Origin of the sequence: Bradyrhizobium liaoningense, assembly GCF_018130955.1 — a bacterium.
In the GTDB taxonomy this organism is placed as follows: domain Bacteria; phylum Pseudomonadota; class Alphaproteobacteria; order Rhizobiales; family Xanthobacteraceae; genus Bradyrhizobium; species Bradyrhizobium liaoningense_C.
In genome coordinates this window covers 1-14,527 of record NZ_JAFCJM010000038.1, presented here as the reverse complement: position 1 = coordinate 14,527, position 14,527 = coordinate 1, and the positions used below count along the sequence as shown (strand labels likewise).

The following is a 14,527-nucleotide window of genomic DNA, read 5'->3' as shown; positions in this document are numbered from 1 at the left end:
ACATTTCAAACACTGCCGCGAAATTCCGCGATGTGGCATCAGTCGCGCGAAAATGTGCGCTCGCACTTTCGACTTCGCGCGTCTATTGTCTGCCGCAACGCGCTGATGCGAATGGGAGGAAGAAGAATGAAGCATGCTTATGTACCCCGCACGACCAACTACACGCTCAATCCCGGCGACGAGCTCAACGACTTGCGCATGTCGGACCAGGTTCGTCCGCTCTACGATCACGTGAAGAAATTCATCCGCGACACGGTCGAGCCGATGTCGATCGAGTTCGCCAAGGCTGGCGAGGGCAAGGAAGACCGCTGGAGCTTTACGCCGAAGCAGCTCGAGGTGCTCGAGGTGGCGAAGAACAAGGCCAAGAAGGAAGGCTTGTGGAACTTCTTCCTGCCGGACGACGAGACCGGCCAGGGCCTGAAGAACCTCGACTACGCCTATATCGCGGCCGAGCTCGGCAAGAGCCCGCTGGCCTCCGAGACCATGAACTGCTCGGCGCCTGACACCGGCAACATGGAGGTGCTCGAGCGCGTCGGCACCAAGGAGCAGAAGGAGAAGTGGCTGAAGCCGCTGATGAACGGCGAGATCCGCTCGGCCTATGTGATGACCGAACCAAACGTCGCCTCCTCCGATGCCAAGAACATCTCGACGACCGCAAAGCTCGTCGGCGACGAATGGGTGATCAACGGCGAGAAGTATTACATCTCCGGCGTGGGCGACCCCCGCTGCAAGATCCTCATCGTGATGGTGAAGACCAATCCGGATGCGGCGCCGAGCAAGCAGCAGTCGCAGATCCTGGTGCCGCGCGACACGCCCGGCGTCGAGGTGCTCGGCCCCATGTACGTATTCGGACAGGACCACGCGCCGCGCGGCCACATGCACATGCGTTTCAACAATGTGCGCGTGCCCAAGGAGAACATGCTGCTCGGCGAGGGCCGCGGTTTTGAAATCTCCCAGCTCCGCCTCGGCCCCGGCCGCATCCATCACTGCATGCGCACCATCGGCAAGGCCGAGAAGGCGCTCGACCTGATGGTGCAGCGCGGCCTCACCCGCGAAGCCTTTGGCAAGAAGATCGCCCATCTCGGCGGCAACATGCAGATCATCGCGCAGGCCCGCTGCGAGATCGAGGCGATGCGGCTGATGGTCTTGAAGGCGGCGAAGGCGATGGACGTGCTCGGCAACAAGGAAGCCCGCGTCTGGGTCTCCATGGTCAAGGCCATGGTGCCCGAGCGCGCCTGCCGCATCATCGACCAGTCGATCCAGATGCATGGCGCGACCGGTATCTCGCACTGGACCCCGCTCGCCGAGATGTACCAGGATGTGCGCCACCTTCGCTTCGCCGACGGTCCGGACGAGGTGCACTGGATGGTGGTCGGACGGCATGAGCTGAGCATGGCCTAGGTCTCTCCTGTCCCTCTCCCCGTTCTTACGGGGAGAGGGTTGGGGTGAAGGGCTGCGTCCGCGGTTACGGTGACAAACGGACTCGCGGAGACTCCCCCTCACCCGGAATCCGCGCTTCGCGCGAATTCCGGCCTCTCCCCGCAAGCGGGGCGAGGCGAAGCCTCCAACACAGGAAGTACCGCGTCGTCTTCCCGACGACGGAGGGCGCGCAGGCCAAATTGAGACGCACCACAGGGAGCGGGAGAATGCCGGAAACATTCCGCGACAATGAGGAACGCCAGCGGTTCGAGCTCGAGGTCGACGGGCCGATCGCCTTCGTCACCTACCGGAAGACGCCTGATGTCATCACGCTCGTGCACACCGAGGTGCCGCCGGAGCTCGGCGGGCGCGGCATCGGCTCAAAACTCGGCCAGGCGACGCTGGATGCGGTGCGCGCGCAGGGGCGCAAGCTGGCGGTCGAGTGCGACTTCATCCGCAACTACATGAAGAAGAGCACGGCGTATAACGACCTGCTGGTCGAGGGCGAGGTCGCGCATGCCGAGCCCGCAGCGAGCTACAAGGCCACCTGCTTCTGCGGTGCAGTCGAGGTCGAGGTGTCAGGCAAGCCTCTGTTCGCCGGCTATTGCCATTGCGCCGACTGCCAGGCCTGGTCGGCAGCCCCCATCAACGCATTCAGCCTGTGGAAGGCAGACAGCGTCCGCGTCACCAAGGGCGAGAGCGAGATCGGGACATTCCGCAAGACCGAGCACTCCGACCGAAAATTCTGCAAGCGCTGCGGCGGCCACATCATGACCGCGCATCCGCGGATGCGGCTGATCGACGTCTATGCGAACCTGCTCAAGGGCTACACCCACGAGCCGACGCTGCACGCGAACTACGCAAGCAAGATGGTGTCGGTGCGCGACGGCCTGCCGAAGTATCGGGATTTGCCTGCGAACCTCGGCGGGTCGGGGGAGATGTTGCCGGATTAGAAGCAGGCGTAGGGTGGGCAAAGGCGCATCGCGCTGTGCCCACCATCTTTCATCATTTTATACGAGAAGTGGTGGGCACGCTTCGCTTTGCCCGCCCTACGACTGCCGGATTGATTCACGCCGTCATGGCCGGGCTTGTCCCGGCCATCCACGATCTTTCTCACCTCACCAAGAACGTGGATGCCCGGGACAAGCCCGGGCATGACGAAGTTCGTGGCTCGGCTATCGCAAGAAAGGCTACGACGCCGCCGGTTGAGGCTCGCCGATCTTGTCCTGCGTCTTCGTCTCGAAGTCGGACGCGTCGTGGCGCTCGTGCAATTGGCTGGCGGGGTCGCCGGAGATGCGGTTCACCATGCGGCCGCGCTTCACCGCCGGGCGTTTTGCGATCTGGTCGGTCCAGCGCTGCACGTTCTTGTAGTCCTGCACCGACAAAAATTCTCCGGCGCCATAAACGAGGCCCTTGGCGAGCGCGCCGTACCACGGCCAGGTCGCCATGTCGGCGATCGTGTAGTCCTTGCCGGCGAGATATTCATTGTCGGCCAGGCGCCGGTCAAGCACGTCGAGCTGGCGCTTCACCTCCATGGCGTAGCGATTGATGGCGTATTCGATCTTGGTCGGCGCATAAGCGTAGAAATGACCAAAACCGCCGCCGAGGAACGGCGCGCTGCCCATCTGCCAGAATAGCCAGGACAGGCACTCCGCCCGCGCCTGGCCGCCGCTCGGCAGGAACGCACCGAACTTTTCCGCAAGATACATCAGGATCGCACCTGATTCGAACACCCGGATCGGGGTCGGCCCGCTGCGGTCCATCAGCGCCGGGATTTTTGAGTTCGGATTGACGCCGACAAAGCCGCTGCCGAACTGGTTGCCGTCGATCTTGATCAGCCAGGCGTCGTATTCGGCACCGCTATGGCCGGCCGCCAGAAGTTCCTCGAACATCACCGTGACCTTGACGCCGTTCGGCGTCGCCAGCGAGTAGAGCTGGAAGGGGTGCTTGCCGACCGGCAGCTCCTTCTCGTGCGTCGGCCCGGCGATCGGACGGTTGATGCTGGCAAAGCGCCCGCCGCTCTCCTTGTCCCAGGTCCAGACTTTTGGCGGTTCGTAGGGGGCGTCGGTCATGCGATTGGCTCCAGCGCGAAAAGGCGTGGGGTGTTACCTAACGCCGAATGCGCGGTTGACAAGGGAGCCGGGATGCATGGCGCGAGGGGCGCCCTCCCCGTTTCGTCATGACGCCGCCCGCCTCGGCTGCGCCGCCCGCCCCAATACGAACCCCTCATAGCCCTTCGCGGCGACGTCATTGCAGATCTGCCGGTAGGCGCCGACGCCGCCGATATAGGGCATGAAGATGCGCGGCTTGCCGGGGATGTTGGCGCCCATGTACCAGGAATTGGCCTGAGGATAGAGCGTGCCGTGGGCGACCTCATTGACGTGGGCGACCCATTTCTCCTCGGCTGAAACGTCCGCCTCCATGGTCGCGAGGCCCTGCTCGCGCATGTGGACGAGGCAGTCGGCTATCCAGTCGACATGCTGCTCGATCGACACGATCATGTTCGACAGCACCGATGGGCTACCCGGCCCGGTAATGATGAACAGGTTCGGAAAGCCCGCGCTCATCAGGCCGAGATAGGTTTTTGGCCCCTCCGCCCATTTCTGGTTCAGCGTGCGGCCAGCCCGGCCGCGAATGTCTATCCTGGCGACAGAACCGGTCATTGCGTCGAAGCCGGTGGCGAGCACCAGGGTATCGATCTCGTGATCGTGGCCTGCGACGCGCACGGCATTTTCCGTGATCTCCTCGATCGGGCTCGCCTTGATGTCAACCAGCGACACGTTGGGACGATTAAACGTGTCGAAATAGTCGGTGTCGATGCAGATGCGTTTTGTTCCAATCGGATACGTCGTCGGCTGAAGCAGCTTTGCGGTCGCAGGATCCTTTACGGTTTCGGCGATTTTTTCGCGGACGAAGCTGGCAGCGGTGTCGTTGGCGGCCTTGTCGAGTCCAAGGTTGTTGTAGACCGACATGAAGGTCAGTCCGCCCCGCGCCCATCGCGCCTCGTATTTTGCGCGGCGCTCGCTGTCGCCGTCATCGAGCGCACCGCGGTCGGGCAGATCGGTGTAGATGCCGTTGCGCGCTTCCCAGCGGGCGAAGCGGCGGATCTCGGGATAATTGTCGCGAAATTTCTGTCGCTCGGCAGGAGTCAGCGCGGCGTTGTGCGCGGGGATCGAATAGTTCGGTGTGCGCTGGAACACCGTCAGGTGCTTCGCCTGCTCAGCGATGACAGGCACCGACTGGATGCCGGACGAGCCGGTGCCGATGATGCCGACGCGCAGGCCCGTAAAGTCGACCGGCTCATGCGGCCAGTTGCCGGTGTGGTAGACTGGGCCCTTGAAACGATCGAGCCCCTTGATGTCGGGCTTGCGCGCGTTGGAAAGGCAGCCCGTTGCGAGTACCACGAAGTTTGCGCTGACCGTCCTGCCGTCCGATGTCGTGACCGACCAGGCGTTCGATCGCTCGTCGAATTCGGCGCGATCGACGCTTGTGTCGAACTGGATATCGCGGCGCAGGTCGAAGCGGTCAGCGACGTGGTTGGCGTATTTCAAAATCTCCGGCTGCGGCGCGTAGCGCTCGCTCCAGTCCCACTCCTGCTGGAGCTCGTCGGAGAACGAGTAGGAATACTGCATGCTCTCGACGTCGCAGCGCGCGCCCGGATAACGGTTCCAGTACCAGGTGCCGCCGACGCCACCGCCCTGCTCGTAGACGCGCGCCGACAAGCCGAGGCCGCGCAGGCGATGCAGCATGTACATGCCGGCAAAGCCAGCACCAACGATGACGACGTCAAAGGCTTCGCTGGCTTGATGAGCTGGACTTGACTGCGCGGACATGAATGGGCGCTCCCTCGTTCTTTGTCTTGTTGCAGCCAGCATTCTATCAGGCCCGCCAAAGCGCAAGAGGCAAACGGCGTGCGCGCCTCTGCTTATTTTGCACGGCGGAATGCCTCCGCCGCCGCGCGGCGCCTGCACGCAAGATGCGCGCTCGAATCCGGCTTGGCATGGCCGCACGCGATGAGCTAGCGTCGAAAGTGCATTCGCCAATCCAAGCAAGAAGAGCAGCCGCACAAAAGCTGTCGCCGCCGGGAGAGAGACATGAAATCGCCGATCTGCGAGATGCTGGGCATAGAGTTCCCGCTGTTCGCCTTCAGCCATTGCCGCGACGTCGTTGCCGCCGTGAGCCGCGCCGGCGGCTTTGGCGTGCTGGGCGCGACCGTGCACACTCCCGATACGCTCGAGCGCGAGCTGAAATGGATCGACGATCTCGTCGACGGCAAGCCCTATGGCGTCGACGTGCTGATCCCTGAAAACATCTCGACTGCCGGCGAGAAGGACGTCACCTGGAAGAGCCTGGAAGCGCGTGTGCCGCAGGCGCACCGCGACTACACCCGCAACCTCCTGAAGAAGTACGATATCGATCTGACCACAACCAGCGTCGCCGACAACCAGCCGCAGCCGTTCGACGCCAAGACCGCGCTGGAGCTGCTCGAAGTCTCCTTCAAACATCCGATCCGGCTGATCGCGAATGCGCTGGGCGTGCCGCCGAAGCAGATGATCGAGATGGGCAAGAAGCACGGCGTGCCGGTCGCGGCCCTGGTCGGCGCCAAGGAGCATGCGGTGCGCACGGTGGCTGCGGGTGTCGATATCCTGGTTGCCCAGGGTACCGAAGCCGGAGGACATTGCGGCGAGGTCTCGACCATGGTGCTGGTGCCCGAAGTGATCAAGGCGATCAAGCCGATGCGCGACGTGCCGGTACTCGCCGCGGGCGGCATCATGACCGGACGGCAGATGGCGGCCTGCATGGCGATGGGCGCTGCTGGCGTCTGGACCGGCTCGGTGTGGCTCGCAACAGTCGAATCCGAGACCACGGAAATCTTCCGTGAGAAGATGATCGCGGCCTCCTCGCGCGATGCCGTGCGCTCGAAGGGCCGCACCGGTAAACCCGCGCGCCAGCTCCGCTCGGTCTGGACCGATGCCTGGGACCGCGCGCCCGAAAGCCCAGGCGCCCTGCCGATGCCGCTGCAAAGCATCGTCAGCCGCGACGCCTTCAACTCGATCGACCGCGCGGCCGCCGCCGGCAATCCCAAGGCGCGCGATCTCGTCAGCTATTTCGTCGGTCAGGGCGTCGGGCTGATCGACAGCGTGAAGTCCGCGGGCGCCGTGGTGCAGGAGTTCAAGGAGGATTTTGCCGAGGCCGTCGAGCACATGAACGCGCTGGTCGGGGAGTAGTGTTTGTGGCCGGAGCAGCACCCGAGGCCCATCCTTCAAGGCTCGCCCAGCGGCGCAATGCGCCGCCGGCCTCGCACCTCAGGATGACGTTCTCCCCGTATCCGTCACCCTGAGGTGGCCGCTTCTTCAGCGGCCCTCGAAGGGCAACGGCGTGCTGAAGATTTAGAATGTGAAACAAGAACAATGACCAACTCTCATACCTCCCCGGACCGCATTCCCGTCATCGTCGGCATCGGCGAGATCGTCGATCGTCCCAGGGAGATCACCGCGGGCCTCGAGCCGCTCGACCTGCTGGAGCAGGCGCTGCGGCGTGCCGAGGAAGACGCCGGTGCAAAGCTGCTCGGCGAGGTGCAGTCGCTCGACGTCGTCAACTTTCTGAGCTGGCGCTATCGCGATCCGGAAAGGCTGCTGGCGCAGCGCCTCGGGATTGCGCCGGCGCATTGCTATTACGGCCCGGTCGGCGGCGAGAGCCCGATCCGCTATCTGCACGAAGCCGCCCAACGCATCGCGCGCGGCGAATGCACGGTGGCCGCTGTCGTCGGCGCCGAGGCGCAGTCGACCGCGACCAAGGCTGAGCGCGCCGGCTCAAAGCTGCAGTGGACGCCATTTGCCCATGATGTCGAAGAGCCGAAGCGCGGGGCGGCATTCCAGAAGCCGCTTGCGGTCAAGCTCGGCGTGTTCCGCCCTGTAACCGTCTATCCGTTCTATGAGGGCGCATCGTCGGCGCATTGGGGACAGACGCCGCGCGAGGCGATGGCCGAGTCAGGCACGCTGTGGTCGCGTTACTCGGAAGCGGCCGCGCAGAATCCCAACGCCTGGCTGAAGCGGCGGTTTGCACCGGACGAGATCACGACGCCGACTGCTGATAACCGGCTGATCGCATGGCCCTACAACAAGCTCATGGTTGCCAACCCAAGCGTCAACATGGGCGGAGCGCTGCTGCTCACCAGCCTCGCCAAGGCACGTGCGGCCGGCATCACCGAGGACAAGCTGATCTATCCACTCGGCGGCGCCTCCGCCGAAGAACCGCGCGATTATCTGCTGCGCGACCAGTTCTACGAGAGCCATCCGCAGAATGCGGTGCTCAATGCGGTGATGGGTCTCGCGGGCGGCGACGGCAAAAAATTCGACGCGATCGAGCTTTATAGCTGCTTCCCCTGCGTGCCAAAAATGGCGCGGCGGACGTTGGGCTTAGGGGCCGACGTGCAGCCGACCGTGACCGGCGGCCTCACCTTCTTCGGCGCACCGCTCAACACCTACATGACGCATGCGGCCTGCGCGATGGTGCGCCGCTTGCGCAACGGTGCCAATCTCGGCCTGCTCTACGGCCAGGGCGGCTTCGTCACAAAACATCATGCGCTGGTGGTCTCCAGGACGCCGCCGCGCGAGCCGCTCGCGCAGGACACCTCCGTGCAGGCGGTGGCCGACCGCAACAAGCGCGCGGTGCCGGACTTCGTCACCGAGGCGAGCGGCAAGGGCAAGGTCGAAAGCTTTACCGTGCTCTACGGCCGCAACGGCGATGTCGAGCACGGCGTCGTCATGCTGCGCACGGCGGACGATCGGCGGACGCTTGGCCGCATCCCGGCAGGCGATACCGCGACGCTGGCGCATCTGCTCAACATGAACAGCACGCCGGTGGGTTCGCTCGGCGACATCACGATGGCCGCCGATGGCGTGCCGGAGTGGCGGGTGGCCTGATTTCCCTCGTCCCGACTCAGGCCGCGCGGACGTTGGCGAGGAACTTGCTGACTTCGTCCTTCAGGCGCCCCGAATCGTTCGACAGCATCCGCGCCGCCGACAGCACCTGCGAGGAGGCCGTGCCGGTCTCGGTCGCGCCCCGCTGCACGTCGGTGATGTTGGAAGAGACCTGCTGGGTGCCGTGCGCGGCCTGCTGTACGTTGCGGGAGATCTCCTGGGTCGCCGCACCCTGCTCTTCCACGGCCGCGGCAATGGCCGATGAGATTTCCGACAGGCGCTCGATGGTCGAGGAGATTTCCTTGATCGCGCTGACGGAGTCGTTGGTCGCGGCCTGGATGCCGGTGATCTGCTGGCCGATCTCGCCGGTCGCCTTCGCCGTCTGCTCGGCGAGCGCCTTCACTTCCGAGGCCACCACCGCAAAGCCGCGGCCGGCTTCGCCCGCGCGCGCCGCCTCGATGGTCGCGTTCAGCGCGAGGAGGTTGGTCTGGCCGGCGATGGTGTTGATGAGCTCGACGACGTCGCCGATGCGGGACGCGGCCTTCAACAGCTCGCTCACACGTTCGCTGGTGGTCCGCGCCTGGCCGACGGCATCGCCGGCCATCCGCGCCGACTCCTGCACCTGACGGCTGATCTCGCCGACCGACGAGGCCATCTCCTCGGTCGCGGACGCCACCGACTGCACGTTGGTGGAGGCTTCCTCGGATGCGGCGGCAACCGTAGTCGCCATCTGCTGGGAGCGATCGGCGGTCGCGGTCAGCGTCGAGGCGGATGCCTCGAGCTGGGTCGAGGCGGACGACACCGTCTGCACGATCTCGCCGATCATGGCTTCGAACTCGCGCGTGACGTTGTCGACGCGGCGGCCGCGCTCGATCTTGGCTTCCGCATCGGCGGCGGCGGCTTCGTCCGCCGCCTTCTTGGCAATCAGCGCCTCCTTGAAGACCTGGAGCACGTCGGCCATGGCGCCGATCTCGGTCTTCTCGCCCCGATGCGACACTTCCGCGGTGAGGTCGCCCTTGCCGAGCGCCTGCATCGGCTCGATGATCGAGTTGATGCCGCTGGAGACGTCGCGCACCAGATAGACGCTGACGCCGATGCCGATCACGACGGCCGTGCCGAGAATGATCGAGACCAGCAAGAAGGCGAAGGCGTAGCTAGCATCCGCAGCCCGGCCTGCGGCATCCGCGCCCTTGTCGCTCAGCGCCAGACTCTTTGCGAGCGTTTCGTCGGACTGATACCCGAGGGGCGCGGCCTTGTTCAAAAACATGTCCACCGCCTTGGCCTGTTCCTGATTTCGAGACAGCGTCAAAACGTCCTTGGAAATGTTCATGAACCCCGTCCATGATTTGCGGAACTCGTCATACAAGCTCCGCTCTTCCGCTGAAACGATCGTCGCTTCATAGGCCTTCACGAAGCGCTCGTTGTCGCTCTCCTGACTCGTGGCCTTCTTATCCACGGCAACTTTCTTATCCGCATCAGTTGTGAGTATGTGATCGCGCACAAGGAGCCTGTAGCGCATCATGCCCATTTGCAGATCTCCGGTCGCGCGGGCCCGGGACATCCAACGAGTCTGAAGCTCGGCCGCATTCGCATTGATCCCCTGCATCTCCCTAATGGAGAACAGCCCAAGTCCCACTATCGCGACCAGCAGGAAGGAAATCACCATGATGATCTTGGCGCGGATCGAGATCTTGGAAAACATTGTCGGAGTCTCTTTTGTGCGGGCGCGGACGGCGCATCCGGAAATCGACGTAACAACTAGAGGGAGTACCGCCGACATCAAGCACGAAACCATCTGAGCAGATGTTAACTGCGACTCCGTACGAGTACGGAACCCAAAAGAGATAAATTCCGTACGGGTACGGAACCCGAAAGAGATAAATAAGGACCTAAAGAGCCCTGCGCTCAGCGCATGAGCCCAAGCGCGTCGGTGAAGAACTCCGGCCCGCCGAAATTGCCTGATTTTAGAGCAAGCAACATGGCGCCTTCTTTTGCACCAACGGCACGCAGCACCGGGACTCCCGCAGCGATCTCCGCGCCGACGAGGAAGCCGGGAATCTTCAGACGATCGACCACGGCGCCCGAGGTCTCGCCGCCGGCGACGACCAGTCGGTGCACGCCGGATTGCACGAGCCCTTCGGCGATGTCAGCCATGGTCTGCTCGATCGCATGGCCGGCCGCGTCACGGCCGTAGCGCGACTGGACGGCGGCGACTGCCTCCGGCGTTGCACTCGACGCGATCAGGAGCGGACCGTCCGAGAGTCGCTGACGCGCCCAGGCCAGCGCGCGCTGGGCCTCGTTGTCCGTGAAGATACGGGTCGGATCGAGATGCAGCACCGGCATGGCACGCTCGGCATTGGCCATCTGCTGCAAGGTCGCCTGCGAGCAACTTCCGGCGAGACATGCGGCGGGACCGCCCACCGGCGCGCCAGCGTCCGCGCCCGACGCGTTCGAGGTTACCTTGCCCGAGGAGACCAGCGCGCGCGCGAGACCAAGCCCGATGCCGGAGGCGCCGACCGAGAGGCGGTGGCTGCCTGCGACGAGGCCGATGGTCTCGAGGTCGCGGTCGAACACCGCGTCGATGATTGCGGCGCCGATGCCCTTGGCTGCAAGATCGGACAGCCGTGCACGGACGGCCTCAGCGCCGCGCGTCACGGTCGCGAGGTCGACGAGACCGACGTTGGTGCTGCTCTGGCGCGCCAGCACGCGCGCCAGATTGGAATCGTGCATGGGATTGAGCGGATGGTCCTTCAGCGGGCTTTCGTTGAGCGGCACCGCGCCAACGAAGAGGTTGCCCTGGTAGACGGTGCGCCCGGTCTCCGGGAAGGCCGGCGTGACCAGCACGATCGCCTCGCTGCAATCGTCGCGCAGCGCATCCATCACGGGACCGATATTGCCGGCATCGGTGGAATCGAAGGTCGAGCAGATCTTGAACAGCACGTGCGAGGCGCCGCGGCTGCGCAGCCATTTTTCCGCGGCGCGCGAGCGCGTCACTGCAAGCCCCGCCTCGATCGAGCGGCTCTTGAGCGACACCACGACGGCATCAACCTCTGGCAGCGCCAGATCATCCGACGGCACACCGATGGTCTGCACGGTGCGGAGACCCGCACGCGTCAGCGTGTTGGCGAGATCGGAGGCGCCGGTATAGTCGTCGGCGATGCAACCCAGCGCGAGTGTCACGACTTTGCTCCAGCGTAGGGCTTGAACCAGGCGAGACCGTCAGCGGTCTTGCCGCGCGGATTGTATTCGCAGCCGACAAAGCCTGAATAGCCGAGCCGGTCGAGCTCGGCGAACAGGAACGGATAGTTCAGCTCTTCGCCATCAGGCTCGTTGCGCGAGGGGATGCTGGCGATCTGGATGTGGCCGATGATCGGCATCATCTCGCGCAGGTGCATGGTGACGTCGCCGTGGATGATCTGGCAATGATAGATGTCGAACTGGAGTTTCAGGTTCGGGATCTTCAGCTCCTCGATTAGGTCGCGCGCGAACCGAAAGTCGTTGAGGAAGTAGCCGGGCACGTTGCGCGGATTGATCGGCTCGATCACGACGTCGAGGCCGTGCGGTGCGAAAAATTCCGCGGCCCAGGCGACAGACTTGTAGAACTGCTCGACGGCAAGACGGTCGCTGCGACTGGCCATGCCGGCCATCAGGTGCAGCCGCTTGACGCCGGTCGCCTTGGCGTAAGGCAACGCCGTGTCCAGGCTGCGCTTGAGGTCGTCGAAGCGCGCGGGCAGCGCCGCAAAGCCCTTCTCTCCGGCGTTCCAGTCGCCGGGCGGCAGGTTGAAAAGTGCCTGGGTCAGGCCGTTGCGCTTGAGGCGCGCGCCGACCTCGTCGGCCGGATGCTCATAGGGAAACAGGAATTCGACCGCGGTGAAGCCGGCCTTTGCGGCAGCGTCAAAGCGATCGAGGAACGGCACCTCGGTGAACATCATCGAGAGATTGGCGGCAAAGCGCGGCATCGGCTGTCCTCTTCCTCTCGTTCTTACTTTTCGCCGGGCAGTTTCACGCCGGTGACCTGCGCATACATGCGCGCAACCGATGCGTCGTCGTCGCGGCCCATGCCGGCGGCCGATGTCATCAGGAACATCTGGAGCGCGGCGGCCGAGACCGGGACGGGAAAGCGCGCCGATCGCGCCATGTCCTGGATGATGCCGAGGTCCTTCACAAAGATCTCGACCGCGCTGCGCGGCGTGTAGTCGCCGTCGAGCACGTGCGGCATGCGGTTCTCGAACATCCAGGAATTGCCGGCGGACGCCGTGATCACCTCGTAGACCTTGCGGATATCGAGGCCCTGCTTGGCGGCAAAGGCGATCGCCTCCGAAGCGGCTGCGATGTGCACGCCGGCCAGCAACTGGTTGATCATCTTGAAGGCGGCGCCCTGCCCGGCGGCATCGCCGAGCTCGTAAAGCTTTGCCGCCATCGCGTCGAGCGCGGGACGCGCCTTGGCGAAGGCGGCCGGGCTGCCGGAGGCCAGGATCGTCAGCTCGCCCTGGGCCGCGCGCTGGGCGCCGCCGGAGATCGGCGCATCGAGATAATGCCGGCCGGTGGCCTCGAGCTGTTTTGCAAGGCGCCGCGCCACCTCTGGGTCCATGGTGGCGGACGAAATGAAGACGCTGTCCTTGGGCATGGTCTCGGCGGCACCGTCCTTGCCGAACAGGATCCCTTCGGTCTGCGCGGCGTTGACCACAACGCTGACGACGATGTCGGCCCCCTTGGCCGCCTCCGCCGGGGTCCCGGCGCCCGTGCCGCCATCCCCAACGAAGCGCGCGACCGCGTCAGCCGAAACGTCGCAGCCGGTTATCGCGTGGCCGGCGCGCTTCAGCGAGGTCGCCATGCCAAATCCCATCGAGCCGAGCCCGATAACGGCGATACGCTGCGAATTGGTCGTGGAGGCAGACATGAACACTTATCCCCTGGAACGTTCCCTTACCGGCCGATCTGAGGCGGCCTCTCGAACCGAATAACACGGCTTGGCCGCGCTGCCAAAGCATGAGACAAGGCGGCAACAGGATAAGCCCGCCATGAGCAGCGAGACACGACTTCGCGACGATATCTGCCGTTTCGGGCGCTCGCTGTTCGAGCGCGGGTTGACGCCGGGCTCTTCCGGCAACATCAGCGTGAGGCTGGAGGACGGCTGGCTGGTGACGCCGACCAACGCCTCGCTGGGCTTCCTCGACCCGACGCGGCTGACGCGGCTGGATGCTCAGGGGAGGCTCGTCTCCGGCGATGCCCCGACCAAGGAGGTGCCGCTGCACACCGCGCTCTACGAGACCCGCGGATCGGCGCGGGCGATCGTGCATTTGCACTCCACCCATTCGGTCGCGCTCTCGATGCTCCCGGAGATCGATCCCGCCGCCGCACTGCCGCCGATGACGGCCTACTACATGATGAAGTGCGCGCCGACCGCGCTCGTGCCTTACTACCGGCCGGGCGATCCCGCCGTGGCAGACGCGATCAAGGGACTGGCGGGGAAATACTCATCCGTGCTGCTCGCCAATCACGGCCCGGTGGTCGCCGGCGATACGCTGGAGGCGGCGGTGTTCGCGACCGAGGAGCTGGAGGAGACGGCGAAGCTGTACCTGCTGCTGCGCGGGCTGAACCCGCGCTATCTGTCGCCGGAGCAGGTCAAGGATCTGGCAAAGACGTTTGGGCTGACGCTGCCGGAGCATGGGCACGAGAAATGACCAATCCAACACAACCTGCACCAGCTGAGATAGAAGCGGCGGCCCGCGTTCTCCATGAGATTGGCTTACGCCATCACTGGTGGTCTCCGTATAAGAAGACATACGATGAACTGGCCGCAACTGATCCGATCGGAAAGGAAGAGTTCGACGCAACGTCGAAGCGATGTTGCAGGCGGCGGCTAAGGCAAGGCTCGGGTAGCAATCTTAGCCCACCTGGGCGCCAACCACACACACCGACGTCATCCTGAGGTGCGAGCCTTGCGATGCCTTTGCATCGCAAGGTGAAGCCTCGAAGGATGGGCCACAGGCGCTTGCGGCTCATCCTTCGAGGCGCGCAAGGGCGCGCACCTCAGGATGACGGCTGCGCCTGTGGAGAGCGAAGATTGTAACCCACATGAGCGAAGCGACATGCGGGACCACCTGCCCCGGATATCGCTTCGCTCATCCGGGCTTCTGTAACGGGCCTTGGTTAGTCAATCCCTTTTTGCGTCATCCTCTCGC

The 14,527-nt window shown here is 64.4% G+C and carries 11 protein-coding genes and 1 pseudogene; 6 read left to right on the top strand and 6 right to left on the bottom strand.

The annotated features are described in order from the left end of the window. Nucleotides 1-126: 126 nt before the first annotated feature. From JQ632_RS26245 to JQ632_RS26240, 3 genes and pseudogenes are all read left to right on the top strand, one after another. Complete coding sequence (locus tag JQ632_RS26245; RefSeq protein ID WP_212405535.1) at nucleotides 127-1,401, top strand: acyl-CoA dehydrogenase family protein; 1,275 nt, start codon at nucleotides 127-129, stop codon at nucleotides 1,399-1,401. A gap of 245 nt (nucleotides 1,402-1,646) precedes the next feature. Continuing rightward, a pseudogene (locus tag JQ632_RS39675) lies at nucleotides 1,647-1,901 on the top strand (GNAT family N-acetyltransferase); the annotation flags it as partial. Between the two features lie 12 nt (nucleotides 1,902-1,913). Next, nucleotides 1,914-2,372: a GFA family protein gene (locus tag JQ632_RS26240; protein ID WP_249152546.1), complete on the top strand. Its 459-nt coding sequence runs from the start codon at nucleotides 1,914-1,916 to the stop codon at nucleotides 2,370-2,372. Between the two features lie 237 nt (nucleotides 2,373-2,609). Here the strand turns inward: JQ632_RS26240 and yghU are convergent, their stop codons facing one another. Together yghU and JQ632_RS26230 are read right to left on the bottom strand one after the other, a co-directional pair. Further along, nucleotides 2,610-3,491, bottom strand: a complete 882-nt coding sequence (gene yghU, locus JQ632_RS26235) for a glutathione-dependent disulfide-bond oxidoreductase (protein ID WP_212405534.1) — start codon at nucleotides 3,489-3,491, stop codon at nucleotides 2,610-2,612. 105 nt (nucleotides 3,492-3,596) lie between these two features. Beyond that, a complete protein-coding gene (locus tag JQ632_RS26230) occupies nucleotides 3,597-5,252 on the bottom strand; it encodes an NAD(P)/FAD-dependent oxidoreductase (protein WP_212405533.1) in 1,656 nt (551 codons plus the stop codon). A 261-nt stretch (nucleotides 5,253-5,513) separates the two neighbouring features. Here JQ632_RS26230 and JQ632_RS26225 point away from each other — a divergent pair, with 261 nt between their 5' ends. Further along, nucleotides 5,514-6,647 carry a nitronate monooxygenase gene (locus JQ632_RS26225; RefSeq protein ID WP_212405532.1) on the top strand — a complete coding sequence of 378 codons (1,134 nt, stop codon included), beginning with the start codon at nucleotides 5,514-5,516 and terminating at the stop codon, nucleotides 6,645-6,647. Nucleotides 6,648-6,830: 183 nt separating this feature from the next. Continuing rightward, the gene (locus tag JQ632_RS26220; protein WP_212405531.1) at nucleotides 6,831-8,345 is read left to right on the top strand and encodes an acetyl-CoA acetyltransferase; all 1,515 of its coding nucleotides are present in this window, start codon (nucleotides 6,831-6,833) and stop codon (nucleotides 8,343-8,345) included. A gap of 16 nt (nucleotides 8,346-8,361) precedes the next feature. Here JQ632_RS26220 and JQ632_RS26215 read toward each other — a convergent pair whose 3' ends face one another. From JQ632_RS26215 to ltnD, 4 genes are all read right to left on the bottom strand, one after another. Further along, entirely contained in the window at nucleotides 8,362-10,044 is a 1,683-nt protein-coding gene (locus tag JQ632_RS26215) for a methyl-accepting chemotaxis protein (RefSeq protein ID WP_212405530.1), read from the bottom strand. A gap of 203 nt (nucleotides 10,045-10,247) precedes the next feature. After that, nucleotides 10,248-11,522 carry a 3-oxo-tetronate kinase gene (otnK, locus tag JQ632_RS26210; RefSeq protein ID WP_212405529.1) on the bottom strand — a complete coding sequence of 425 codons (1,275 nt, stop codon included), beginning with the start codon at nucleotides 11,520-11,522 and terminating at the stop codon, nucleotides 10,248-10,250. Beyond that, nucleotides 11,519-12,301, bottom strand: a complete 783-nt coding sequence (gene otnI / locus JQ632_RS26205) for a 2-oxo-tetronate isomerase (RefSeq protein ID WP_212405527.1) — start codon at nucleotides 12,299-12,301, stop codon at nucleotides 11,519-11,521. Before otnI ends, otnK begins: the two co-directional genes overlap by 4 nt. A gap of 23 nt (nucleotides 12,302-12,324) precedes the next feature. Then, nucleotides 12,325-13,242 (bottom strand): L-threonate dehydrogenase, encoded by a 918-nt coding sequence (gene ltnD, locus JQ632_RS26200; protein ID WP_212405525.1) that lies wholly within the window; start codon nucleotides 13,240-13,242, stop codon nucleotides 12,325-12,327. Nucleotides 13,243-13,363: 121 nt separating this feature from the next. On the opposite strand from ltnD, the gene JQ632_RS26195 reads away from it, so the two are divergent. Then, nucleotides 13,364-14,026 (top strand): aldolase, encoded by a 663-nt coding sequence (locus JQ632_RS26195; protein ID WP_212405523.1) that lies wholly within the window; start codon nucleotides 13,364-13,366, stop codon nucleotides 14,024-14,026. Nucleotides 14,027-14,527 lie beyond the last annotated feature (501 nt).